The following is a 23,785-nucleotide window of genomic DNA, read 5'->3' on the forward strand; positions in this document are numbered from 1 at the left end:
CCAACGAGCAAGAAACTGTTTTAGGACCGGAGTGACGACTTGAAAGCCAAACTGGGCATGTCCCCCATTGCGTGGTGGAACGACGATCTTGCGGAGCTCAGCGATGACGTGTCGCTGGAAGAATGTCTGCGCCAGTCGCGCTCGGCCGGCTTCACCGGCATGGAGATGGGCCGGCGTTTTCCCAATGACCCCGAAATCATGCTGCCGATCCTGAAGGCCGCCGACGTCACGCTGTGCGGCGGCTGGTTCTCGGGCACGCTGGTCGATGGGGAGATGGCCGACAACAAGGATCGCATCCAGCCGATGATCGACCTGTTCAAGGCGGTGAACGCGCCTTGCATCGTCTATGGCGAGGTTGGCCGTTCGATCCAGGGCGACCGCTCGAAGCCGCTGGCGACCAAGCCGAAGCTGTCGGACGACGAGATGAAAGCCTATGCGAAGCGCCTGACCGAATTTGGCGAATGGTGCGCCGAACAAGGCATGCCGCTGTCCTACCACCACCACATGGCGGCGGTGGTCGAGACCGAGCCGGAACTCGATGCCTTCATGCGCTATTCCGGAGCCGGCATTCCGCTGCTGCTCGATGCAGGCCATCTGGCATTCGCCGGCGGCGACGTGCTGCGCGCCATCGACAACCACCATACCCGGATCAGCCATGTGCATGTGAAGGACGTCCGCATGGGGGTGATCGAAAAGCTCGACCGCACGAAGCAGTCCTTCCTCGACGCGGTGGCGCTCGGCGCCTTCACCGTGCCGGGCGACGGTTCGCTGGACTTCGGCGCCATCGTGCAGCGCTTCGCCGACCATGGCTATGAGGGCTGGTTCGTGGTCGAGGCCGAGCAGGACCCGAAGAAGAACCCGCCGCTCAAGATGGCGCAAGTGGGCCACGAGGAATTGATGCGCGTCATGACGGCGGCCGGATACACGGTCGAGACGCAAGGCTTTCCAAATGTCTAGTCTCCCAATGGCTGGTGCGACGGGTTCCCGGCGAGGCCGATTGCTGTAGATTGGCCCGATGAAAGATTCCGAACACCCCTTCTTCCGGCCTTTGTGGCGGCGTGTCGCCGTCGTCGCGGTCTGCGTCATCTGGTCGATCATCGAGTTCGCCACCGGCACGCCGTTCTGGGGCATGATCGCGCTCGGCTTCGCCGGCTACGCCGTCTGGCAGTTTTTTTATCTCTACAAGCCTGCTGACGAGGCGAGGCCTCCGGTCGGGCCCGAGCCGAAGGAGTGACTGATCGCATGCGTCGGCGGTTAGCTTCCAGTGCTTCTAACTTCGTCATCCTAGGGTCTCCGCGACGGAGCTTCGCTCCTGCTAGGCCCTAGGATGACGAAGTTGAGAGGCTTCGGCCGATCTCGAAGATTTGCGATAGGAGAGACAAAAATGTCGAAGCTGCTCGTCAAAGCCGACAAGGGCCACGGTCGCGTCGCCCATGTGACGCCGAAAAGCGCCGGCTGGACCTATGTCGGTTTCGACCTGCATCGGCTGAAGCCGGGCGAGAGCGCCTCCGGCAAGACGGAGGATCGCGAAGTCTGCCTGGTGTTCGTTACCGGCAAGGGCAAGGCTTCAGCCGGCGGCAAGGATCTCGGCCTGCTCGGCGAGCGCATGTCGCCCTTCGAGGGCAAGCCGTGGTCGGTCTACGTGCCTGAGGGTTCGGACTGGTCGGTGACCGCGGACACCGAGCTGGAGCTCGCGGTCTGCTCGGCGCCGGGTCTTGGCAGCGGCCTGCCGGTTCGCGTCATCGGACCGGACGATCTCGGCCAGGAGGTGCGCGGCAAGGGCACCAACACGCGCTATGTCACTAACATATTGCCGGAGGGCAAGCCGGCCGATTCGCTGCTGGTGGTCGAGGTCATCACGCCCGGGGGGCATACGTCGAGCTATCCGCCGCACAAGCACGACCAGGACAATCTGCCCGCTGAATCCTACCTCGAGGAAACTTACTATCACCGCCTCAACCCGCCGCAGGGCTTTGCCTTCCAGCGCGTCTACACCGACGCCGACAAGAACGGTCATCGCGCGCTCGACGAAGCAATGGCGATCGAGGATGGCGATGTCGTGCTGGTACCCAGGGGTTATCACCCCTGCGCCGCCTGCCATGGCTACGACCTCTATTATCTCAACGTCATGGCAGGACCGAAGCGGACGTGGAAGTTCCACAATGCGCCCGAGCATGAATGGCTGATGAAGGCCTGATCGGTCGCTGCGTGAGCACTCGCTCCCTGGTCCAGCACGAAAAAATCGTCGGCTAATGACCCCGCCGCAGCGTTTTGTTACCTGAAAGCCAGCAAGGCTTCGTCAATTCGTCATGGAAATCACCTATGGCAGCGAAGCTGACAAGGACTTTCCATGCGCTACGCCCTCTATTTCACTCCCCGGCAGGACGAGCCACTGGCGCGGATTGCCGCCGACTGGCTGGGCCGCGACCCGTTTGGCGCCGCCACGAGGCCGGTCGAAGCGGTGGCCGACCTGTCGGCGGCGGAAGTCGCTTTCCACACCGCTTCGGCGCGCCGCTATGGTTTCCATGCGACGCTGAAAGCACCGTTCCGCCTGGCTGCCAACGAGACGGAAGTCTCGCTGCGCGCCGCACTCGACCATTTTGCCGAGGTGACGCCGGTGGTGACCATCCCCCGTCTCGTGGTCAGCCAGATCGACGGCTTCTTCGCACTGGTGCCGGAAGGGCCAGTGCCTGCGCTCAACCGGTTCGCCGATGACGTGGTGCGCGACTTCGACCGGTTTCGCGCACCGCTGAGCGAGGCGGAAATCGAGCGGCGCAGCCCGGATTCGCTGAAGCCGGCCGAGTTCCGCAATCTCTGCCAATGGGGCTACCCCTATGTCTTCGAAACCTTTCGCTTCCACATGACGCTCTCCGGCCGGGCGGGGTCACAGGAGAGCCCGCGTTTGCGCGCAGCGATCGACAGCCTGTTCGCGGAAGTGCTGCAACAGAAGGTGCTGGTGGATGCGCTGACCTTGTTTGTCGAAACCGAACCGGGTGCGCCGTTCATGGTGCTCTCGCATCACGCGCTCGGGCGCCGCCCGGCCAGAAAAACCGCCTGAAGGACTGCCTGAAATGACCGCCGAGACTGTTCTCCACAATGCCCGCATCGTGCTTGCCGACGAGATCGTCGAAGGTTCGCTGGTGCTGCGCGACGGCTTTATCGTCGGCATCGAAGCCGGCGCAAGCTCTGGTTCTAGTCGCACCGGCGAGGATATGGGCGGCGACTATATTATTCCCGGGCTGGTCGAGTTGCACACCGACCATCTCGAAGGCCATTACGCGCCGCGGCCCAAGGTGCGCTGGAATCCGATCGCCGCCGTGCTCGCCCATGACGCGCAGGTGGCAACCGCCGGCATCACCACCGTGCTGGACGCCTTGCGCGTCGGCATGGACGAAGACGCCGACCTGACATCGGCCGACATCCGCAAGCTGGCCGACGCGATCGAGGACAGTGTGAAGCAGGACCGTCTGCGCGCCGACCATTTCATCCACCTGCGCTGCGAGGTTTCGGCTCCGGACTGCCTCAGGGCTTTCGCCAATTTCGACGGCGACGAGCGGGTTAAGCTGGCATCGCTGATGGATCATGCGCCAGGCCAGCGCCAGTTCGTCAATCTCGAAACCTATGCCTACTATTACCAGCGCAAGCTGAAGCTGACCGATCGCGACTTCAAGGTGTTCTGCGAAAAGCGGATGGCCGAATCGGCGCGCAATTCGGCGCCGAACCGGGCGGTGATCGCCGCCGCCTGCCAGGAGCGCGGCATCGTGCTGGCCAGCCACGACGACGCCACATCGGGCCATGTCGACGAAGCGATCGAGCAGGGCGTGCGGGTCGCCGAATTCCCGACCACGGAAGAGGCCGCCAGGGCCTCGAAAGGGGCCGGGATGGGTGTGCTGATGGGCGCGCCAAACGTTATGCGCGGCGCCTCGCATTCGGGCAATGTCTCGGCCCGTACGCTGGCCAGCGACGGCCTGCTCGACATCCTGTCGTCCGACTACATTCCCTTCAGCCTGATCCAGTCGGCGTTCTTCCTCGGCGATGTCGTCGAAGGCATTTCCCTGCCGCAGGCCGTCGCCATGGTCTCGAAGAACCCGGCCGATGCGGTTGGCCTGACCGACCGCGGCGTCATCGAGCAGGGCCGCCGCGCCGATCTGGTGCGGGTGCGCGTCGACGACCATGTTCCGGTCGTGCGCACCGTCTGGCGGCAGGGACGCCGGGTGGCATGATGGTGTCGGCACTGATCGAGCGGGAACTTTCGGCCGAGACGTTTCCGATCCGCGATGGCGTTTTCGTCGCCGTCGTCGGCCCAAGCGGCGCCGGCAAGGACACGGTGATCGGCTACGCCCGCAACCATTTTGCCGACGAAACGCGGCTGGAGTTCGTCCGCCGGGTCATCACCAGGCCGAGCGATGCCGCAAGCGAGGATCACGACACGCTGGCCGACGCTGCCTTCGCCGAAGCCGAAGCCGATGGCGCCTTCGCCATTTCCTGGGAAGCACACGGCTTGCGCTACGGCATCCCCGCCGATGTCGACTGGTCTGTCGCCAATGGCCGTGTCGCTGTCGCCAATGTGTCGCGCGCGATCATCCCCTCCTTGCGCGAACGCTATGCCAACCTGGCCATCGTCGAGATCACTGCCTCGCCTGAAGTGCTGGCCGAGCGTCTGGCGATGCGCGGCCGGGAGTCCCGCGGCGAAGTGCTGGCGCGGCTGGCACGCAGCGCCAATGTCACTCTGTCCGGGCCCGGCGTCACCTCGATCGACAACAGCGGCCCGCGCGAAGCCGCCGGCGAACGCTTCGCCGAGGTGCTGCGCAAGGCGATGGCCTTTTCCGACATGTCGGGCCTGATCTAGGCTAGCTATTCCGCAGCCTGGCCCGCCACGCCCTTGCGGGTGGCGTCGACCATCAGCCGCCGTTCCCGGAACACGCCCCATTGCTGGTCGACCAGCACGCCGATGAGGATGACGCCGCCCATCACCGCGAAGTTGAGCGAGGACGGGATGCCGAGCAGGTTGACGAGATTCTGCAGCTCCTGCAGCAGCACCGTGCCGAGGATGACGCCGATCAGCGAGCCTTCGCCGCCGCGCAGCGAGAAGCCGCCGAGCACGGCGGCGGCGATGGCGTAGAGCTCGTAGAACTGGCCGTGGCTGGCCGGCGAGATCGAGCGCGTGTACATGGCGAAATAGATCGCCGACAGCGCCGTCAACACGCCGCAGATGACATAGGCGGCGATGACGACACGGCCGGTGCGGATGCCCGAATATTTCGCCGCCTCCTCGTTCTTGCCGATGGCGTAGAGATAGCGGCCGAACACCGAGCGGTGCAGCACCACCCACATGACGATCGAAATAACGATCAGCGCGATGAAACTGTTCGGCACGCCATAGGAGCGGCCGGCGGTGAGGAATTCGAGCTCGGGAAAATTCTGGCCGAACGCAAAACCCGCCGTGCCGTCGGCAGTGTAGAAGCGGGCGACACCGCGGTAGATCAACAGGCCGCACAAAGTGACGACGAAAGGCTGCAGCTTGAGCCTTGTGATCAGCCAGCCATGCACCAGGCCGATGATGGCGCCGAGGAACAGGATCAGCACGAAGGCCAGCGGCCAGCCCACCTCGCGCACGGCGATGAAGTCGATGAACAGCGTTCCAAGCAGCGCGACCACCGAGCCGACCGACAATTCGATGCCGCCGGTGATGATGACGAAGGCCTGGCCGATCGACAGGATGCCGAACAGGCCGATCAGGTTCGAGGTGTTGGCGAGGTTGATCGGCAGCAGGAAGCGCGGATTGATGATCGCCACGATCGCCCCGACCACCAGGATCAGGATCAGCAGGCCGAGATCTTTCTTGCTCATCGTCGTCTCCCCAATGCCTGAGCAGATCGCGCTTGCGCGACCCCGGCAAAACTACTTCGGCTGCTTGCCCACCGCCAGCAGCAGCACGTTTTCCTGGCTGAACCGGTCCTTGTCGAGAATGCCGGAGATCTGGCCCTCATGCATGACGGCGATGCGGTCGGACACGCCGATCACCTCTTCCATGTCCGACGAGATCATCAGCACGGCGACGCCGGCATCGGCCAATGCGCGCATCAGGCCGTAGATTTCCGCCTTGGCGCCGATGTCGATGCCGCGCGTCGGCTCGTCGAGGATCATCACCTTGGGGTTCATGGCCAGCCACTTGCCGAGCACGACCTTCTGCTGATTGCCGCCCGACAGCGTGCCGGTGCGCGTCTGCACCGAAGGCGCCTTGATGCCGAGATCTTTCTTCTGCTTCTCGGCGGTGGAGGTCTCGGCGCTTGAGGACACCAGGGAGCGGCGCGCATGCGCGGGCAGATTGGGCAGCGAAATGTTCTGAGCGATCGACAGGTCGAGCAGGATACCGGTCAGCTTGCGGTCTTCCGGCACCAGGAAGATGCCGTGCGCGACGGCGTCGGCCGCGGAAGCCAGCGCAAGCGGCTTGCCGTCGAGTTCCAGCGCGCCGCCGAGCTTCGAATCGATGCCGAAGAACACCCGCGCCAGCTCGGTGCGGCCGGAACCGACAAGACCGGCGAGGCCGAGGATTTCGCCGCGCCTGACGTCGAGATCGACCGGGCGGCCGGGATAGGCAGGGGTGCGGATGGCCTTGGCCGCAAGTGCTACGGCGCCGGGCGCACGCGCCGCTTCCGAGGCCTTCTCGCGCTCCTTCAGCATGCGGCCGATCATCAGCTTGACCATCTGGTCGTGGCCGATATCGCTCTTCGGCAAAGTGCCGGCCAGCATGCCGTCGCGCAGCACCACGACGCGGTCGGCGACGCGCTCGACCTCGTGCAGGCGGTGCGAGATGAAGATGACGCTGATGCCGTCGGCCTTCAGCGCCTTGATGACGTCGAGCAATTTGTCGGTCTCGGCGAGCGGCAGGCTCGATGTCGGCTCGTCGAGGATGACCAGCCGCGCCTCGATCGACAGCGCCTTGGCGATCTCGACCATCTGCTGCTGCGCCAGCGACAGGGTCGCGACCGGCGTGTCGGCGGAAAAATTGGCGCCGACGCGCTTCAAAAGCGGCGCCACCATGGTGCGCAGCTTGGCGCGGTCGACGAGCTTGAGCGGCCCGGCGCGCAACGGCTCGCGGCCGAAGAAGATGTTGGCGGCGACGTCCAGATTTTCGAACAGGTTGAGTTCCTGGTGGACGAAGGCGATGCCCGATCCCAGGCTGGCTTCGACGGAGAGCCTGTCATGCGCGGTGCCGTCGACGGTGATCGTGCCGCTGTCGGGCCTGGTGACGCCGCCAAGGATCTTCATCAACGTCGATTTGCCGGCGCCGTTTTCGCCGACAAGGCCGATGACCTCGCCCGGCCTGACCTCCATGGAGAAGCCGTCGAGCGCGACGACGCCCGGATAGGTCTTGCGCACGTTCTCAAGGCTGAGGAACGGGGCGGTCACGGATGCAGCAATGGATGTGTCGGAATAATTCATCATGCCTGACAGCGATTGGCGGGCCAATTTCTGAGCATGATCTTTTCCGAGAACCGGCTTCCACTTTTCGGGATCATGCTCTTGGCTTTTGGCAGACTGACGATCCTCGCGGTGTTCGTCAATGCGAGCAGCCGGCCCAAGCGACGTTGAGCCGGCTGAACTGCTTCAAGTCTTAGTTTCCGGCCATCGCCTTCAGATTGGCGGCGTAGGCGTCGACGTCATCCTTGCCGATGATCTTGGTCGGGATGATGATGAGGTTGCCTTCCGGGATGCCCGACTTGTCGCCCTTGAGATAGGCAGCCATCAGTTTCATGCCCTGATAGGCCCATTCGAAGGGCTGCTGCACGACGGTGGCGGCAATGGTGCCTTCCTTGACGCCGCCCAGCGTGATCGGATCGTCATCGAAGCCGACGACGGTGATCGAGCCGAGCTTGCCGGCATCGCGCAGCGCTTCATAGATGCGCGGCGTGTTGTAGGAGTAGAAGCCGACCATGCAGGTGACGTCGGGGCTGGCGACCAGCGCGTCCTCGACGTTCTTCTTGGCGCGCGCCTGGTCGATGTCGTCGCCGCGCACGTCGATCAGCTCGATCTTGGTGCCGGCCAGGCCGTCCTTCATGCCCTGGATGCGCTCCTTGGCATTGTCGGCGCCGAGCAGGCCGACGAAGCCGAGGCACTTGCCGCCATTGGGCATCGCCTTCTTGGCGATTTCGGCCGCCTGCTTGCCGGCATCGACGTTGGACGAGCCGATATAGGCGACGCGCTTGGTCTGCGGCGCGTCCGAGTCGGTGGTGAACAGCGCGGTTTCCGAGGCGATCTTATTCAACCCATCGGTCGAGGTCTTGGGATCGACGGCCGAGACCATGATGCCCTTGACGCCGGCCGTCACCAGATCGTCCATCAGCCGCTGCTGGATGGCGACCGAGGACTGTTCGGGATATTTGAGCTCGAGCGTGTAGTCGGGCAGTTCGCCCTGCGCCTTCTTGACGCCGGCTTCGGCGGCCTTCCAGAAATCGGAAGCGCCGTTGACCACGAAGGCCAGCGTCGGCTTGTCGTCGGCGCGCGCGATTGCCGTGGCCGACAGGCCAAGCAGCAGCGCGGTCGCGGCTACGGATGCATTGCGTATCAAGGATTTCATGTTCAACCTCCCGTTTGGCTCAGTCGTTGGACCGGCCGATCTTGCACTGACCTGATTTGCCGTTTGCAGCGTGGACGCCCTCCTCCTCAAAGGGGTTCCCGGCACCGAAAGAATGGCGTCGTTCCAGCCACGACAGCGACCTTAGAGACTCATCCTTCATTCGTAAATAGTCCGATTTGTCTGACATATCACATATCCGAGACAAGGCTTGCGGAGATAGGATCCGCTCGCCACCGGGCCATTTTTCGTACTCTCCCGTCGCCCCGGACGTGACCGGCCGGATGCGACGATTGACGGTACAGCGCATTTTTGTATTAGTAAACAGTATTAGTTCCGAGCCAATGCCAGCGGTTTCGCGGTGTGCCCGCCGGCGTGCCGCCCTCACCGCTGGGCAGCCGCCCAGGCCTTTTGTTAATTGAGCTTTCGCTTGTATGGAGATGCGTGGCGGATGGACCTCCGGCATACTAATAGTTATAAACGAGCTTGACGTTATTCCGATAAATCGACGGCGTCACGCCACCTTGCCGGCCTGACCGGCCAGCCAGACTGGGATTTGCCATGAGCGAGACGACGGATCGGGCCAGCGACACGGCGAGGCGGCGCAAGGCGCCCGCCAAGGGCGCCAAGGGCCGCGTCACCATGATCGATATCGCCAGGGCCGCTGGCTGCTCGCAGGCGACCGTGTCCTTCGTGCTCAACAATTCGCCAGGGATCAAGCTGTCGCAGCAGACCCGCGAACGGGTGATCGAGGCCGCACGGACGCTTGGCTACACCGCGCCCGCTTTCGAGGCGCTTCACCCGGCATTGCCTGCCTTCGAGGGGCCCGCCTTCGAAGGGCTGGACGGGGTGATCGGCTTTGCCGTCGACCAGCTCGCCACCAGCCCCGAAGCCGTGGTCGCCATCGAGGGCGCGCGCCAGGCCTCGTGGAATGCCGGCAACGTGCTTCTGGTGGCGCAGACGCTGGGCGATTCCGTCATGGAGCCGCGCGCCATTTCAGCGCTGACCAAGCGGGGCATTTCGGCGCTGATCTACATGACCATCTTCACCCGCGAGATCACGGCGCCCGACTATCTCTACGGCCTCGACATCCCGGTGATCCTGCTCAACTGCTACACGGCGGACTACGCCTTCCCTGCCGTGGTGCCGAGCGAGATCGCCGGCGGCCAGAGCTCGACCCGCCATTTGATCAGCCACGGCCACCGCCGCATCGCCACCATCACCGGCGAGCCGTGGATGCAGGCGGCACAGGACCGGCTGAAGGGCTACCGCCGCGCGCTCGCCACGGCCGACATTCCGTTCGATCCCGAGCTGGTGGTCGAGGGCGACTGGTCGGCCAGCGCCGGCTATGCCGCCACCGTCAAGCTGCTGGCACTCAGGGACAAGCCCACCGCCATCTTCTGTCAGAACGACCGCACCGCGATCGGCTGCTACGAAGCGCTGAAGGAAGCCGGCCTGCACATTCCGCAAGATATTTCCGTGGTCGGCTACGACGACGAGGAAATCGCCAGGCATCTGTTCCCGCCGCTGACGACCTCGATCCTGCCGCACATGGCGATGGGCCAATGGGCGATCGAACAGCTGGAAGCGCCGGCGGCGCCTGGGCGCGGGCGGTACCCGATCACGAAGCTGGAGTGCCCGCTGGTGGAGCGGGAGAGTGTGCGGGGAGTGGTAGGGTAACGCGACTCGGCGGGCCCGCGCTGGCTTACCTTCGACCGTTAGGGAAACCTGACCAGTGGGACGAAGAGCTGATGGCGGCAATGCAGACAATTCTTGCGCGGAAGGGGGTCAAGGTCGAAGCCCGAGACATTCATTCCCATTGGTGCAACAGACCGGCACGGTTGCGAATTTGGGGTTGGACACGCCGTGCCGGCCAGTGCTGGACACCCCAGCCCGATTACGCTACCGGCACAACAGGAATCCAGCAATTAAGCCTGATGGTCTAGATCGCGAGTACAGAGCCTGTTCTCGCGCTTCAGGGGGCCTTTTTACCACGGGCATTACTTCTCCTCCGGGCAGTCCAGCAGCTTCGCATGGCGATGCATTTCTTCGCACCCGTCCGACAAGGCCGGGCTTGAACCATTCCGCTTTGTCTTTCTTCAGGCCTTCGGCACTGGTCCGCTAACGTGCCCTGCACGCGGTCCCACAGGCAGTTGCGTCTGCCGAACTTGAAATTGACGTTGGCGGTGCCGACTTGCGGAATCGGCTGTCGTTTCCTGGAGAAAGCAAAAAGCCCGCCACCTTTCGGCAGCGGGCTTTCCAAAACTGTAACTCTCTTGGTTAATCGATAATCCCGGATGAGCTGGGCGAAGCCGTCACTGACGACAGTCGCTCACGCTTCGTGAAAACGGGCTTCTGATAGATTTTCTTCATCGACATTCCCCTTTGCCAATAATGTGTCACTCTTTGCCTTCCGCCGGGCAGCGTGTCAATCGCGCAACAAAATGCCGCCACCTTTCGGCAGCAGGCCGGTCACGGCGGTATGTCGATGGCCGTCACCGCCTCCACGGAAGGGACGCTGATGGCATTCCAACTTGCCCATCGTTTTCGGATGATTAACAAAAAGGGCAATTATGTAACTGACAAACCCGGCTCTTATTGGCGCTGGCTGTCAGGAAAGATCTGCCTGCGCCTTGCCCTTGCCGATAACCTTTGCTTGCCTACTGTCCCGACCATGAGAGGAGGCAAACATGGAACGGCTTTACCCGGTAGCTCTCGTGACGCTGTTTTGTAGCTTGATGATATTCGGAATGGCGGTGACGGTCGCGAGAACCCATAAGAAGACTGGCATACTGGCGCCCGCAATGACCGGCGACCCGCTCCTTGAACGAACCATCCGGGCACATGCCAACGCGGTGGAATGGTTTCCTATCTTTATGCCGTCGATGTGGCTGTTCGCGATCTACTGGAATGCCGCGTGGGCTTCCGGCCTTGGGCTGCTCTGGATGATAGGTCGGATTGCATATTTCGTAGGGTATCGCACCGCGCCCTTGAAGCGCTATCCCGGCTTCTTCGTCCAGTCGATTGCAGCTTTCGCGCTGCTTTTTGGCGCTCTGGGCCGGATCATCTATCTGATGCTCTAGGCGCTCCCCAGCCGCGGGAGAACGGCACGGTACCTCATAAGTGGAGATAGGGTGCACCCACTCCGGTCGGTGTCGGGTCGGTAACATTGCTGGACGCGTTCGAGGGGCGCCAAATGCTCATCGCCTACTATTACATGTGGTTCGACGGCTGGCCGGCAGCCGAGCAATGAGGGGTGCACCTTCTTCACGACGCAGGTGGCCCATTCGCGGGCTCGCGACACCCTCGCCGCCGAACGCTGGCGGTTGCCCTGGCTGGCGGTTGAGAAGAATTATGCCTTTGAAGGGCTGAAGGGCCGCGTGAGCCTGCTCGACCGCAAAGCTGCCCACGACAAACGCAGTGCCCCGAAACGGTCCCAGAAATAATTGGCGCACCCGACAGGATTCGAACCTGTGACCTCTGCCTTCGGAGGGCAGCGCTCTATCCAGCTGAGCTACGGGTGCTTTCCGGAATCCGGAAAACGAACCAGCCGGTGAACCGGCAAGTCACGGCTTCTTAGCGGAAGCCGGGGCGGGCTTCAACGGGCAATTGGAGATTGGCGTAGCGACTTGGCTCGATGCGTCCGGGCTGCGGCCTATGAGGTTTCCGCCCCCGCCTTCACCGTCCGCCTTCCACGCACCGCCCGCTTCGGCTTCTTAGCGCCCGCCAGTTCGTGCATCGCGTCCAGCTGCATCTGCTGCATTTCGGCCAGGCGCGTCCATTGGCGCGAGATGAGGTAGTCGAGCTTTTCGTGCAGATGGCGCACTTCGAGCTCGGCCTTGAGGTTGACGCGGTAGTCGTTGAAGGAGCGCAGGCGGTCCTTGGACTCCTGCCGCCGCTGGCTCATCATGATGATCGGCGCCTGGATGGCGGCAATGCAGGAGAGCAGCAGGTTGAGCAGGATGAAGGGATAGGGATCGAAAGCGGCGCTCATGCCGGCGACCAGATTGATGCCGATCCACACCAGAAGCACGCTGCCGAACGAGATCAGGAACCACCAGCTGCCGCCGAAGGCCGCCATGTTGTCGGAGACGCGGTCGGCGAAGGTGCGGTGCTCCTCGAATTCTTCTTCCGAGTTTTCGGAAATCGTGTCCTGCCTGGCGATCGATTCGACCACCTGACGGTCGAGCTCGGAGAATTCGCCGTGCTCCTGCTGCAGCAACTCCTCCATGTAGCGCATGCGGTAGCGGCCGAGCTCGGCGCGGCTGATGCGGGCGCCCGCCGGCAGGTCGGGATGGTCCGAGCGGATGCGGTCAGCGAGGCTCGGGCGCAGCGTGTCGATGCGCACCAGATCGCGCTTGCGGAATTTGCGGCCCGATATCGCCGACGGCTTTTTCTTCGGCTTGCCACGGTGGGCGCCTGGACCAGCGGGGTCGGAGTCCGGCACTTCGGGCGTGTCGAAGTGTTCGTCCGATACCGGATCGGCCTCCAGCTCACCGACGATCGGCGCCTCGAAATACTCGCCGCCGTCATCGTTCTGATTGTCTGCCGCCTGTTCGGGCGTTTTGGGGACGGTGCTCATGGTGGGCTCCTGAGGGTGCTGGGCGACGATAGACAGAGGTGGCGGCGCATAGCCAGCGCCGGGCACGGATTTCGCAGGCCGGACAAGTGTTTTTGATCGGAGAAGGCGATGTGGCTGGCGGCGGCTCGCCTCTCAGGGCGGGTGGAGACGTTCCAGATTGGCCGGAGCGGGAAGAACTTGCCCGATGTTTGCGCCAATCACCCCCCGCTGTCCTGCCGGACATCTCCCCCTCAAGGGGGGAGATTGGCTGTTGTCCCGGCTTTCGCCAATTTCCACCGTCACAGGAGTGAGCGGAGCGCCGAAGCTGCCAATCTCCCCCCGGGTTGAGGAGCGGTCCGCGCAGCGGGCGGAAAGCCAATTGCTTGGCTTTCCGAGCAACGAATATCCGGCAGGACAGAGGGGGGCGCTGTCCCGCCAACGTGCACAAGGTTCTGCAGGGCGGCGGGCAACAAAAAACCCGCCTTGCGGGCGGGTCACGTTTCCAGTCGATCAATTGGCGCGACTCAGCACCATACCGAAAATAGTAGCATAGCTGCCCTCAGAGTCAAGAAAAAATTCCTATCGACATCCATCCCCGCGCAGCCAAGCGCGATGCTTGCTACCGGCAGCTCGCCCTTCGCAGGCTCAGGGCGTTCGTCGTTCAAAAAGCCAAGCAATTGGCTTTTGTCCGCTACGCGGACCACTCCTCACTGTTCCGCGAACATCAGCCTGGTCTTGGCGCCGTCCGTGGTCGGCGACAGGCTGCGCTGGATCAGCGCTTCGACATGGTCGTTGCGCTGGCGGGCTGAGTCGGCGCCCATCACCACGACGATCAAATTGCGGCCGTCGGCATTGTAGGAGGTGACGATGTTGAAGCCGGACGCCCTGATGTAGCCGGTCTTGATGCCGTCGACGCCGCGCACGCGGCCGAGCATGTCGTTGTGGCCGCGCACCAGCCGGCCGCGGAACATGAAGTCGCTTTCGGAGAAATAGTGGAACTGCTGGGGAAAGCGCTGATGCAGCGCCATGCCGAGCACCGCCATGTCGCGCGCCGTCGTCATCTGGCCATCGTCGGGCAGGCCCGACGCGTTGCGGAAGGTGGTGCTGGTCATGCCGAGCTGGCGCGCCTTGGATGTCATCATGGCGGCGAACTGATCCTCCGAGCCGCCGAGATATTCGCCGACCGCCACCGCCACGTCATTGGCCGATTTGACGACGATGGCGCGGATCGCGGAATCGACGTCGATGCTTTCGCCGCGCCGGAAGCGCATCTTGGTCGGCGGCTGCGAGGCGGCATGGTCCGAAACCGGGATCTGCGTCTGCTTGCTGACGCGGCCGGACTCCAGCGCCTCGAACAAAAGATACAGCGTCATCATCTTGGTCAGCGAGGCGGGGTAGCGCTGCGCCGTCGAGCTGACCTCGAACAGCTGCTTGCCGGTCCTGGCGTCAACCACGATGGCCGCATATTTCTGCGCCGGCGCCGGCACGGCCAGCACCGAGTCCGGCGGCGTCGTGGTCGAGCAGCCGGCCAGCAGCACCAGCAGGGCTAGTGCCGCAAAAACTCTCTGGATGAGCGGAAGGGGACGCAGGTAGGACAAGGGCTGGACTGTTCTGGGTCGGCTGTTGCTGAGATGAGACGACGCTAACGTAACGCGGCTGTTGCGTCCATTTGGTTAATGCCGGTTAGCCCCAGGATTGTCGAGCCGCGCAAGCTTGGCATCCGCCGCGAAAACGCCGGTTTTCCCGTGTCTTTGCTTGCCAAGGCCGCGTTTCCCGTGGGAAGGGGCGTGGTATCGAGGGCTTGGGGGCTTGGCATGACGAACATCGGGGCCGGGGGCGCTGCGCCCTCGCTTATCAGGGCATCACTCAGCCGCACCGGCAAATGGGCCGGCAGCGTCGCCTTTGTCGGGGGTGCCGTATCCGACATCCTCAATCCGCTGGCGCCGTTCGCCGCCTATGTCGCGCTGGTCGCCGCGGTCGCCGCAATCATCATCGCCATTGCCATCGTGCTCCGGCTGGTGCTGGCGGCCAAGGCGCTGCCGGCCTTGATCTTCGCCACCAGTGCGGCGGCCGTCGCCGGCGGCGTCTACGGCCTGCAGCAGCAGACCAACGCCCAGCACGGGGTGATCGCCAGCCTGGTGCCGGCCATTGCCGGGTTGCAGCAGTCGATGGGCATCGTTACCGAGAAAGTTGCGAAGATCGAGCAGACCGTCACGCAGACGCAAAAGACGGTGGAGGCGGTCAAGCAGTCGACCGACACGGTGGCGAAAAAGACCGACGAGATCGCGTCCGTCCAGCAGCAGCAGACTGAGCGGACGGCGGAAGTGCAGAAGACCACCGACGAGGTGAAGAAGGAGACCGAGACGCTGGTCGCCGGCCAGGCGCAGCAGCAGGCCCAGACCGAGAAGCTGCAAGCGACGACCGTGCAGATCGCCGCCTCGATCGACATCATCGCCAAGGGCTTTGCCGCCTTGGCCGCGCAGGGCGGGGCGATCGCCGAGCCGAAGCGGCCGGACGAGTTCTACCACAATGCCCGAGTCTACGAGTTGTCCGGCGACATGCTCAATGCGCGGCGCTCCTACCTCGCCTTTGCCGGCTTCGACGTCGACGCCATCGACCCCTATACGCGCTTTGCCACGCTGCTTCGGGTGCAGGACGGCAAGGCCGGCGCGCGCGAGGTGTTCGGCGCGTTTGCCGACAAGGGCAAGGCGCTGTCGATCAAGCTCGTGCATATCCAGCAGTTCGACGACGCCCAGCGCCTGGACAAGCTCAACGCCTTCATATCAGCCAATCCGGATTTCGCGCCGGCCTATTTCCTGTTGGCGCAGGAGTTTTCCGAAGACCGCCTCGGCGCCCAGACGCTGGCCGACAAGCGCAACGAGGCCAAGGCGCTGACCAAGTTCACGTCCTACGAACAGGATGGCGGGTTGCTCAAATATTTCGTCGACCAGACGCAGTTGGCCGACTGGCTGGACCGCAGCCGCAGCCGGCTGGCGGCGCTTGGCGACGTGCTCGACCCCGCCCGCTTCGTGCCTTCGCTGACGCCGATGCGCTCCAACCAGGGCTGGTCGATGACCATCTCGCTGCCCGAGCCGGCGACCGCCATCTCCTGGCGCATGGGCGACAGCGGTCCGTTCACCGACACCGGTTTCCTGGCCATGAACGACCAGACGACCGGCAAGCCGATGGCCAATCCGAGCTTCGAGATGCCCGACAGCACGGTGGCGGGGATCATTGCGATCAAATATCTCGACATCAGGGGCCGCGAGACCGGCCCGTTCGACATCCGCTTCGACCCCGAGACAGCGCTTCAGCAAGGCAACAAGCAGATCCTCGACCAGTTCTGGACCTCGTGGATCGCCTTCGATGCCAGCGGCAACCACGGCCTGGTCTATTTCACCCAGATGCTGTCCTACCGCTGCGCCATCAAACAGGTGCATTACAGCTTGAACGGCGCGGCACTCGACAAAGAGATCAAGATGCCGCCTTGCGACAAGAAGGACCCCTACGCCATCCCCTACGACTACCAGCCCTATTTCAAGGTCGCCGACAGCGTGAAATCGATGTCGGTGCAGGTTACCTACACCGACGACACCAAGTCGCCGGTGCGGGAATACAAGCGACAGTAGCTCACCCTCCCCTTTGTGGGGAAGGTGAAAGGGCGCTGATGCAAAATGCCTGTCGCGGCGCTTGCGCAACCGCCGCCGAACGGTTCAGTTTGCGCCTTCAGAATCGGTGACAGCGCAAATGACCATCCACACCATCAAGGCCAGAGGCATTTCGGTTTCGCTCGACCTCACGGTCGGCCACATCGCCGACATGGTCGTCGAGGGCGATGGGCGGCAGCTGAAGCCGCTGCATCGCGCGCGCTGGGTCGATGCGAACGAGACGCTGCCGAAAGACCTGCCGGAAGGCACGGTTCGGCTGTCCGGCGATTTCCTCTGCGCGCCGTTTTCGCGCAGCGATGTCGAGGAAGCGCCGCTGCATGGCTGGACGGCCAACAGTGCCTGGGATGTCGTCGAAAGTGTCGCGACCGACGATGGCTGGCGCGCCGTCTATCGCCTGCGGCACGAGGTGATGGGCGCTTCGGTCGACAAGATCCTGACGCTGCGCGACGGCCATCCCTTCCTCTACCAGGAGCATGCGTTTTCCGGCGGCCATGGTGCGATCTCGATCGCCCATCACCCGATGACGGCCATGACCGGCGGCGGCAGGCTGGCCTTTTCGCCCAAACGTTTTGCCGCGACGCTGGACGATCCGCTGGAGCCCGATCCCGCACGCGGCCGCTTCATGCTCGCCTATCCGGCTCGCTCCACCGATCTCGGTCATTTTCCCGCCGCTGGCGGCGGCACGCTCGACCTGACGGAATACCGCATGGATGACCGCCGCGAGGATTTCATCACGCTGGTCGAAGCCGACCATGGCGGGCCGGGATGGACCGCGCTTGCACGACAGGCCGAGGACGATCTGGTGCTGGTGCTGAAGAACCCGGCCGAACTGCCAATCACCATGCTGTGGTTCAGCAATGGCGGGCGCGACTACGCCCCATGGAGCGGCCGCCACCTTGGCGTGCTCGGCATCGAGGATGGCCGCGCTGCCGTCGGCCATGCCGCCTCGATCGGCGACAACTGGCTGAAGCGCGAAGGGGTGGCGACCGCTTTTGCGCTGGGCGAAGGCCAAAGCGTGTCCTTTCGCCACGTCATCGGCGTCCTGCCGCTGTCGGGCGGCGAGCCGCCGCGGGACGTCACGACGGCGGATGGCCGCATGCGGCTGCAAGCCGGTGGTTCGACGCGGGAGGTTCCCTTCGACAGCGATTTCCTGCGCATTGGCCAGCCGCTGGCCTCGTAGGTGTGATTGCGCGGCCGCAGGGTTTGAAATTTCCGTGAACTGTCGCCAAGATGTGGCCGAAATCATCATGCGGAACATGGTGGATCTGAAGCTCTGCCAGAGAGGCTCTCATGTCCGAAATCGCCCATCTCGCCGCCACCATCTTCAAGCGTGCCGGCAAGGCAAACCGCTTCATCGTCGCCATTGCCGGTCCACCGGGCGCCGGCAAGTCGACGCTGTCGGCAAGGCTGCATGAACTGCTGCCCGAAGGTGCAGCGGAGGTCGTACCGATGGACGGCTTCCACTATGACGACGCCGTGCTCGAGCGGCGCGGTCTGCGCGCGCGCAAGGGCGCGCCGGAAACCTTCGACTTTGCCGGTTTTGAGGCCTTGCTGAAGCGTATCCGTGCCGGTGAACCCGACATCGCCATTCCGGTCTTCGACCGCAGCATGGAACTGTCGCGCGCCGCAGCCTCGATCGTCGCCACAGAAACCAAGTTCATCCTGGTCGAGGGCAATTACCTGCTGCTCGACGAAGAGCCGTGGTCGCGGCTGGCGCCGCTGTTCGATTTCTCGATCTTCGTCGACGTGCCGCGAAACGAGCTCGAGCGCCGCCTGATGGAGCGCTGGCACGAGCATGGCCGCTCCGATGAAGATGCGCGCGCCTGGATCGCTTCCAACGACCTGCCCAACATCGAGCGCGTGCTCGCGCGGCGCAGTGCCGCCGATCTGGTGATCGGCCTTTCCGCTTGATTCGACGGATTGTGCAAGGGGAACCTTAAGACTTTCAGGCCGTTATCCCGACACGACAATTGTGCCAAAAGAGGGATTCGGTCCAATGGCAACCAAGGCAAAAAAGCCTGCGCCCGCCAAGGGCAAGGCGACCCAATCCAAAACCGGCGCCGGCCCGGCGATGACAGCCCGTTCAAAGGACGCCAAGCCGGCTTTCGGCAAGGCAGCGCCGAAGAAAGTGGTGCCGACCGCAGCGAAAGCCGCGCCAAAAGCCCCAAAGCCGAAGAAGCCCGCGAGTTCCAGCGACTCCTTAGGCGGCAGTGCGATGCGCACGGCCAAGGCCACGGCCAACGTCGCTGCCGGCGCGGTCATGGTCGCCGCCCGAGGTGCTGCGTCGCTCGCTGCTTCCGTCATGGGCAAAGGCGGTTCGAAAGCTAAAGCGAAGGCGAAATAGCCGCACTTCGGAGGCTGGTTTTTCTATCCCTTGGCCGGGACGGTCAGGCCTTTTTGCACCGCCGGCCGCGCCAGGCCGCGCTCCAGCCATGTTCCCAGATGGGCGAAATCGTCAAAGCCGACGAGTTCGCGCGCTTCGTAGAATCCGATCAGGTTGCGCACCCAACCGAGCAGCGAGATGTCGGCGATGGTGTAGTCATTGCCCATGATCCACTTGCGCCCTTTCAGCCGGCCGTCGAGCACGCCGAGCAGTCGCTTTGACTCGTCGCGATAGCGCTCCAGAGGGCGTTTGTCGGCGATCTCGCGGCCGGCGAATTTGTGGAAGAAGCCGACCTGGCCGAACATTGGCCCGACCGAGGCCATCTGGAAGAACACCCACTGGATGGTCTCGTAGCGGCGCGCGCCATCAATGGGCATGAGCAGGCCGGTCTTTTCAGCGAGGTAGAGCAGGATGGCGCCGGATTCGAACAGGCCGATCGGCTTGCCGTCCGGGCCGTTGGGATCGATGATCGCCGGTATCTTGCCGTTGGGATTGAGCGACAGGAATTCCGGTGTCCAGCTTTCGTTCTGGCCGATGTTGACCCAATGCGGCTCGTAAGGAAGGCCGAGTTCCTCCAGGGCGATCGATATCTTCACCCCGTTCGGCGTTGTCGCCGAATAGAGCTGGAGCTGGTCCGGATGCTTGGCCGGCCAACGCGTTGCGATCGGAAAGGCGGACAGGTCTGCCATGGAAACTCCTGGATGAGGATTCGCGCCGAGCGGCGCGGTTTTGGCGGGTCGGCCAAGGATTAGACGCGGCGCACGGCACGATCAATATGGCGGCGAAGGGTTTCATCGAGCACGGACAGTCAACGGAATGGCCGGCCTGGGGCAGATCCGCCCGCCCCTTAGATCAGACAGCCTTGAAGGCCAGCACGGCATTGGTGCCGCCGAACGCGAAGCCGTTGCTGATCGCGGCGCGCACCTTGCGCTCGCGCGGCACATTCGGCGTGACGTCGAGGTCGCAATCGGGATCGGCCTCACGAAAATTGGCCGTCGGCGGCACGATGCCTTCGCGGATCGCCATCACGCAGGCGATCATCTCCAGCGCACCCGATGCGCCGAGGCAATGGGCGTGCATCGACTTGGTCGACGACACCGAAAGCTTGTAGGCATGGTCGCCGAAGACGCGCTTGATCGCTGCCGTCTCGATCTGGTCGTTGGCCTTGGTGCCGGTGCCATGGGCGTTGAGGTAGTCGACATCCTCGGGATTGAAGCCGGCATCGGCGAGGCAGGCGCGCATGGCCGCCGTCGGCCCTTCGACGGTCGGCGCGACAATGTCGGAGGCATCGGCGGAGAGGCCGGCGCCGGCGACCTCGGCAAGGATGGTGGCGCCGCGCGCCATGGCGTGCTCGTACGTCTCCAGGACCGCCATGCCGGCGCCCTCGCCGAGCGACAGTCCCTGGCGGTCGGCCGAAAATGGCCGGCAGGTGTCGGGCGCCAGCACGCGCAGTGCTTCCCAGCCCTTCAGGATGCCCCAGACCAGCGGCGCATCGGTGCCGCCGGCGACCATCACGTCGGCGCGGCCAAGCCTGATCTGGTCGACGGCCGAGGCGATGGCGTGGTTGGACGATGAGCAGGCCGAGGTGACGCCGAAGACCGGGCCGCGCAGGCCCAGATTCATGCTGACATGGCCGGAGGCCGCGCTTGGCATGACCTTTGGCACGGTGAAGATGCCGGCGCGGTTCTTGCCCTCGACCAGGATGGCGCGATAGCTCTCCTCGATCGCCTCCCAGCCGCAGACGCCGACACCGACGACGGTGCCCATCCGATAAGTGGTGGCTTCATTCGAAACCAGGCCGGCGTGCTGCATGGCTTCCCTGGCTGCGATCGTCGCCAGCAGGCTGAAGCGGTCCATCGACACGGTCTGCTTGCGGTCGATGCCGTGATCGGGAAGCGTCTTGATTTCGCAGCCGACCTTGACCTTCAAATCATGCAGTTGGGGACTTGTGATCTGGCCGATGGCCGAGCGGCCGGCGCGCATCTCATTCCAGATCGCGGGCGCGCTGGTGCCGAGCCCGCAAATGCCGCCCATGCCGGTGATGACAACGCGCTGCCGCATTCAGTTCAGGCTTTTTTCGCGATCAGCGCGCGCACAGCTTCGACCATGTCGCCGACGTTCTTCAGATTGCTCCAGGCGTCGACCGTGTTCATCTCGATCTCGATGCCATACTCTTCCTCAAGATCGAAGATAATCTCCGTCAGCTCGAGCGAATGGATGCCAAGCGAGGTCAATTCGGTGGTGGTGGTGATTTCTTCGCCGCCCGGCTCGGCATGAGCCTTGATCTTCGCGATGATATCCGTTGCCAGCTGGTCGGCCATTCGGTTCCTTCCCCACTATCTCGCGTTTCCCGACGCCGACTGAGCAGCGCCCCTTTTTCTCCTGGTATCAAGCCGCCGTCGTCGTTTAATACCCCCGCCAAGCGCAGCATGACCGTACCAAGGTGGTTCCCTCTATAGAAACCGAAACGTTGTCAAGCAACAAGCTATATCGAACTCCATATCGACAAAGCCGCCGGAGTGCTTAACGTGCAGGCATGGATATGGCCGAACATGGCGGGATTTCGACGCAGCGCGTTGCGGGCGTGGCGCGGCTTTCCTGTGCGCTCAGTGAGGGCCGCACGCGCCTGCGGCGCCTCTATCAGGACGGCGCCGCCAAGATAAGAATGCCGGCCGTCTCGGCCGATCCGCTCGAAGCGGTGCTGATCAACACCGCCGGCGGAATGACGGGCGGCGACCGTATCGCCTGGGACGTGGATGTCGGCGCGGCCGCTTCGGCATCGATCACCACGCAGGCCTGCGAGAAGATCTACCGGGCGTCATCCGACCATGCCGAAGTGCGGGTCAATTTGTCGGTAGGCGAAAACGGCCGCATCGCCTGGCTGCCGCAGGAAACCATCGTCTTCGACAGGGCGGCCTTTGCCCGTACGCTCGACGTCGAGCTTGCCGTCGGCGCCGAGGCGCTGGTGCTGGAAGCCGCCGTCTTCGGCCGCCTGGCGATGGGCGAACGCGCCACGCAGGGCAACTTCCATGACCGCTGGCGTGTGCGTCAGGATGGCGCCCTCGTTCATGCCGAGGATTTCCGCATCGGACCCGATATCGCCGCAACGCTCGATCGCCCGGCGGTTGCCGGCGGCGCGATCGCGGTGGCGACATTGCTTCTGGTATCGCCACGCGCCGAAGCCCTGCTCGATCCGGTTCTGGAGATCGTCGGCGACCAGGGCAGCGCCAGCGCCTGGTGCGTGAAGAAATCTGGCAAGCTTCTTGCGAGGCTCTACGCCGGGGATGGCTACCGACTGCGCCAGCGGCTGGTTCCACTCGTCGAATTGCTCAACGGAAGGGCGGGGTTGCCCAAATTATGGTCACTATAGGCCTGCCTCTACCAATCCAGGGAAACGCATGAACCTGACGCCGAGGGAAAAGGACAAGCTGCTGATCGCCATGGCGGCGATGGTGGCGCGCAAGCGGCTCGAACGCGGCGTCAAGCTCAACCATCCGGAAGCGATTGCGCTGATCACCGATTTCGTCGTCGAAGGCGCCCGCGACGGCCGTCCGGTCGCCGAACTGATGGAAGCCGGCGCTCATGTCGTCAGCCGCGCGCAAGTCATGGAAGGCATCGCCGAGATGATCCATGACGTGCAGGTCGAGGCGACGTTTCCCGACGGCACCAAGCTGGTGACCGTGCACGAACCGATCCGTTGAGGAGGACAGAATGCTGGAGCTGCGTCCCAACTGCGAATGCTGCGACAAGGACCTGCCGCCCGAGGCGACGGATGCGCTGATCTGCACCTTCGAGTGCACCTTTTGCGCCGGATGCGTGGAACAGGTGTTGGGCGGCATCTGCCCCAATTGCGGCGGTGGTTTTTCGGCGCGGCCGATCCGCCCGGCAGCGATGCTGAAGAAATATCCGGCGTCGAGCAAACGCGTTCTCAAGGCCGAAGGCTGCGGCCCCCGCAAGGCGGCGTGAACACCAGACCGAGCAAAACGAAAGGCAAACAGAATGATATCCGCCAAACGCCTCTGCCTGTCGGCGATCCTGCTGCTGGCCGCCGCCCTGCCGGCCCATGCCCATGTCGGCCTGGGTACCACCTCCTCCTTCACGGCCGGCTTCATGCACCCGCTCTCCGGCCTCGATCACATGACGGTGATGATCGCGGTCGGGCTGTGGGCGGCGCTCAAGGGCGGCAAGGCGGTTCTTGCCTGGCCGGCTGCCTTTGTCGGCGTCATGCTGGTCGGCGGCGCGCTGGGCATGCTGCATATGCCGCTGCCCTTCGTCGAACCGGGCATACTGGCATCGGTCGTGACACTCGGACTGCTGGTGGCGCTGGCGATCGATCTGCCGGTCTCGGCCGGCGTCGCCATCATCGGCCTGTTCGCACTTTTCCACGGCCACGCGCATGGCACCGAGGTGCCGGAGAATGCCGGCGGGCTTGAATACATGGCCGGCTTTGCCATCGCCACGCTGTTGCTGCATGCCACCGGCATCGCCGCCGGTCTCGGTCTCGGCATCCGGTTTCGTGGCCTGGCCCGCGCTGCCGGTGCCGCCTGCGCGGCGATCGGCATCGGTCTCGCCTTCGGCATCGTGTGAGGGTGACC

General features: G+C 63.8%; 24 protein-coding genes, 1 tRNA gene and 1 pseudogene. 16 read left to right on the plus strand and 10 right to left on the minus strand.

Going from position 1 to position 23,785, the window contains the following annotated elements:
* Positions 1 to 39 precede the first annotated feature (39 nt).
* From iolE to phnN, 6 genes are all read left to right on the plus strand, one after another.
* Positions 40 to 957: a myo-inosose-2 dehydratase gene (gene iolE, locus AC0L2D_RS11675; RefSeq protein ID WP_473541090.1), complete on the plus strand. Its 918-nt coding sequence runs from the start codon at positions 40 to 42 to the stop codon at positions 955 to 957.
* Between the two features lie 58 nt (positions 958 to 1,015).
* On the plus strand, positions 1,016 to 1,234 hold the full coding sequence (locus AC0L2D_RS11680) for a hypothetical protein (RefSeq protein WP_027161053.1): 219 nt from the start codon (positions 1,016 to 1,018) through the stop codon (positions 1,232 to 1,234).
* A gap of 150 nt (positions 1,235 to 1,384) precedes the next feature.
* Entirely contained in the window at positions 1,385 to 2,197 is an 813-nt protein-coding gene (iolB, locus tag AC0L2D_RS11685; RefSeq protein WP_275953237.1) for a 5-deoxy-glucuronate isomerase, read from the plus strand.
* A gap of 153 nt (positions 2,198 to 2,350) precedes the next feature.
* Positions 2,351 to 3,058 (plus strand): DUF1045 domain-containing protein, encoded by a 708-nt coding sequence (locus tag AC0L2D_RS11690; protein ID WP_013528376.1) that lies wholly within the window; start codon positions 2,351 to 2,353, stop codon positions 3,056 to 3,058.
* Between the two features lie 13 nt (positions 3,059 to 3,071).
* Positions 3,072 to 4,223, plus strand: a complete 1,152-nt coding sequence (locus tag AC0L2D_RS11695; protein WP_473541091.1) for an alpha-D-ribose 1-methylphosphonate 5-triphosphate diphosphatase — start codon at positions 3,072 to 3,074, stop codon at positions 4,221 to 4,223.
* Positions 4,220 to 4,849 carry a phosphonate metabolism protein/1,5-bisphosphokinase (PRPP-forming) PhnN gene (phnN, locus tag AC0L2D_RS11700; RefSeq protein ID WP_473541093.1) on the plus strand — a complete coding sequence of 210 codons (630 nt, stop codon included), beginning with the start codon at positions 4,220 to 4,222 and terminating at the stop codon, positions 4,847 to 4,849. The genes AC0L2D_RS11695 and phnN overlap by 4 nt, the downstream gene beginning before the upstream one ends.
* Before the next feature lie 5 nt (positions 4,850 to 4,854).
* Here phnN and AC0L2D_RS11705 read toward each other — a convergent pair whose 3' ends face one another.
* The 3 genes from AC0L2D_RS11705 to AC0L2D_RS11715 form a co-directional block, all read right to left on the minus strand.
* Positions 4,855 to 5,850 (minus strand): ABC transporter permease, encoded by a 996-nt coding sequence (locus AC0L2D_RS11705; protein WP_027161057.1) that lies wholly within the window; start codon positions 5,848 to 5,850, stop codon positions 4,855 to 4,857.
* 51 nt (positions 5,851 to 5,901) lie between these two features.
* On the minus strand, positions 5,902 to 7,446 hold the full coding sequence (locus AC0L2D_RS11710) for a sugar ABC transporter ATP-binding protein (protein WP_081714222.1): 1,545 nt from the start codon (positions 7,444 to 7,446) through the stop codon (positions 5,902 to 5,904).
* Between the two features lie 172 nt (positions 7,447 to 7,618).
* Positions 7,619 to 8,581 carry a sugar-binding protein gene (locus AC0L2D_RS11715; RefSeq protein ID WP_013528381.1) on the minus strand — a complete coding sequence of 321 codons (963 nt, stop codon included), beginning with the start codon at positions 8,579 to 8,581 and terminating at the stop codon, positions 7,619 to 7,621.
* 558 nt (positions 8,582 to 9,139) lie between these two features.
* On the opposite strand from AC0L2D_RS11715, the gene AC0L2D_RS11720 reads away from it, so the two are divergent.
* The 3 genes and pseudogenes from AC0L2D_RS11720 to AC0L2D_RS11730 all read left to right on the plus strand — a co-directional run.
* The gene (locus AC0L2D_RS11720) at positions 9,140 to 10,258 is read left to right on the plus strand and encodes a LacI family DNA-binding transcriptional regulator (RefSeq protein WP_024502024.1); all 1,119 of its coding nucleotides are present in this window, start codon (positions 9,140 to 9,142) and stop codon (positions 10,256 to 10,258) included.
* A gap of 1,010 nt (positions 10,259 to 11,268) precedes the next feature.
* A complete protein-coding gene (locus AC0L2D_RS11725) occupies positions 11,269 to 11,661 on the plus strand; it encodes an MAPEG family protein (RefSeq protein ID WP_013528384.1) in 393 nt (130 codons plus the stop codon).
* A gap of 198 nt (positions 11,662 to 11,859) precedes the next feature.
* Positions 11,860 to 11,973: pseudogene (locus AC0L2D_RS11730) on the plus strand (DUF899 family protein); the annotation flags it as partial.
* Between the two features lie 52 nt (positions 11,974 to 12,025).
* Here AC0L2D_RS11730 and AC0L2D_RS11735 read toward each other — a convergent pair.
* The 3 genes from AC0L2D_RS11735 to AC0L2D_RS11745 all read right to left on the minus strand — a co-directional run bounded on the left by AC0L2D_RS11735 (position 12,026) and on the right by AC0L2D_RS11745 (position 14,737).
* Positions 12,026 to 12,102, minus strand: a tRNA-Arg gene (locus AC0L2D_RS11735).
* A 131-nt stretch (positions 12,103 to 12,233) separates the two neighbouring features.
* A complete protein-coding gene (locus tag AC0L2D_RS11740; protein WP_127371143.1) occupies positions 12,234 to 13,160 on the minus strand; it encodes a DUF1003 domain-containing protein in 927 nt (308 codons plus the stop codon).
* A gap of 686 nt (positions 13,161 to 13,846) precedes the next feature.
* Positions 13,847 to 14,737 (minus strand): D-alanyl-D-alanine carboxypeptidase family protein, encoded by an 891-nt coding sequence (locus AC0L2D_RS11745; RefSeq protein ID WP_473541095.1) that lies wholly within the window; start codon positions 14,735 to 14,737, stop codon positions 13,847 to 13,849.
* A 216-nt stretch (positions 14,738 to 14,953) separates the two neighbouring features.
* Here AC0L2D_RS11745 and AC0L2D_RS11750 point away from each other — a divergent pair, with 216 nt between their 5' ends.
* From AC0L2D_RS11750 to AC0L2D_RS11760, 3 genes are all read left to right on the plus strand, one after another.
* Entirely contained in the window at positions 14,954 to 16,768 is a 1,815-nt protein-coding gene (locus tag AC0L2D_RS11750) for a methyl-accepting chemotaxis protein (RefSeq protein ID WP_473541096.1), read from the plus strand.
* 118 nt (positions 16,769 to 16,886) lie between these two features.
* The gene (locus AC0L2D_RS11755) at positions 16,887 to 17,987 is read left to right on the plus strand and encodes a hypothetical protein (RefSeq protein ID WP_473541097.1); all 1,101 of its coding nucleotides are present in this window, start codon (positions 16,887 to 16,889) and stop codon (positions 17,985 to 17,987) included.
* A gap of 110 nt (positions 17,988 to 18,097) precedes the next feature.
* A complete protein-coding gene (locus AC0L2D_RS11760; RefSeq protein ID WP_013528389.1) occupies positions 18,098 to 18,718 on the plus strand; it encodes a nucleoside triphosphate hydrolase in 621 nt (206 codons plus the stop codon).
* A 42-nt stretch (positions 18,719 to 18,760) separates the two neighbouring features.
* Here AC0L2D_RS11760 and AC0L2D_RS11765 read toward each other — a convergent pair whose 3' ends face one another.
* From AC0L2D_RS11765 to AC0L2D_RS11780, 4 genes are all read right to left on the minus strand, one after another.
* Positions 18,761 to 19,069, minus strand: coding sequence for a hypothetical protein (locus AC0L2D_RS11765; RefSeq protein ID WP_473541098.1), 309 nt, complete (start codon positions 19,067 to 19,069; stop codon positions 18,761 to 18,763).
* 105 nt (positions 19,070 to 19,174) lie between these two features.
* Positions 19,175 to 19,879 carry a glutathione S-transferase N-terminal domain-containing protein gene (locus AC0L2D_RS11770; protein WP_473541099.1) on the minus strand — a complete coding sequence of 235 codons (705 nt, stop codon included), beginning with the start codon at positions 19,877 to 19,879 and terminating at the stop codon, positions 19,175 to 19,177.
* Between the two features lie 163 nt (positions 19,880 to 20,042).
* Positions 20,043 to 21,251 carry a beta-ketoacyl-[acyl-carrier-protein] synthase family protein gene (locus AC0L2D_RS11775; protein WP_063170976.1) on the minus strand — a complete coding sequence of 403 codons (1,209 nt, stop codon included), beginning with the start codon at positions 21,249 to 21,251 and terminating at the stop codon, positions 20,043 to 20,045.
* Between the two features lie 5 nt (positions 21,252 to 21,256).
* The gene (locus AC0L2D_RS11780; RefSeq protein WP_013528393.1) at positions 21,257 to 21,511 is read right to left on the minus strand and encodes an acyl carrier protein; all 255 of its coding nucleotides are present in this window, start codon (positions 21,509 to 21,511) and stop codon (positions 21,257 to 21,259) included.
* Between the two features lie 215 nt (positions 21,512 to 21,726).
* On the opposite strand from AC0L2D_RS11780, the gene AC0L2D_RS11785 reads away from it, so the two are divergent.
* From AC0L2D_RS11785 to AC0L2D_RS11800, 4 genes are read left to right on the plus strand one after another with little or no spacing between them, the layout of a single operon-like run.
* Entirely contained in the window at positions 21,727 to 22,560 is an 834-nt protein-coding gene (locus AC0L2D_RS11785; RefSeq protein WP_473541100.1) for an urease accessory protein UreD, read from the plus strand.
* A 28-nt stretch (positions 22,561 to 22,588) separates the two neighbouring features.
* On the plus strand, positions 22,589 to 22,891 hold the full coding sequence (locus AC0L2D_RS11790) for an urease subunit gamma (protein ID WP_013528395.1): 303 nt from the start codon (positions 22,589 to 22,591) through the stop codon (positions 22,889 to 22,891).
* Positions 22,892 to 22,901: 10 nt separating this feature from the next.
* Positions 22,902 to 23,156, plus strand: a complete 255-nt coding sequence (locus AC0L2D_RS11795; protein ID WP_027161066.1) for a DUF1272 domain-containing protein — start codon at positions 22,902 to 22,904, stop codon at positions 23,154 to 23,156.
* A gap of 33 nt (positions 23,157 to 23,189) precedes the next feature.
* A complete protein-coding gene (locus AC0L2D_RS11800; protein WP_473541102.1) occupies positions 23,190 to 23,777 on the plus strand; it encodes a HupE/UreJ family protein in 588 nt (195 codons plus the stop codon).
* The last annotated feature ends 8 nt before the right edge of the window (positions 23,778 to 23,785 follow it).

It is taken from the genome of Mesorhizobium sp. WSM4833 (assembly GCF_055811095.1).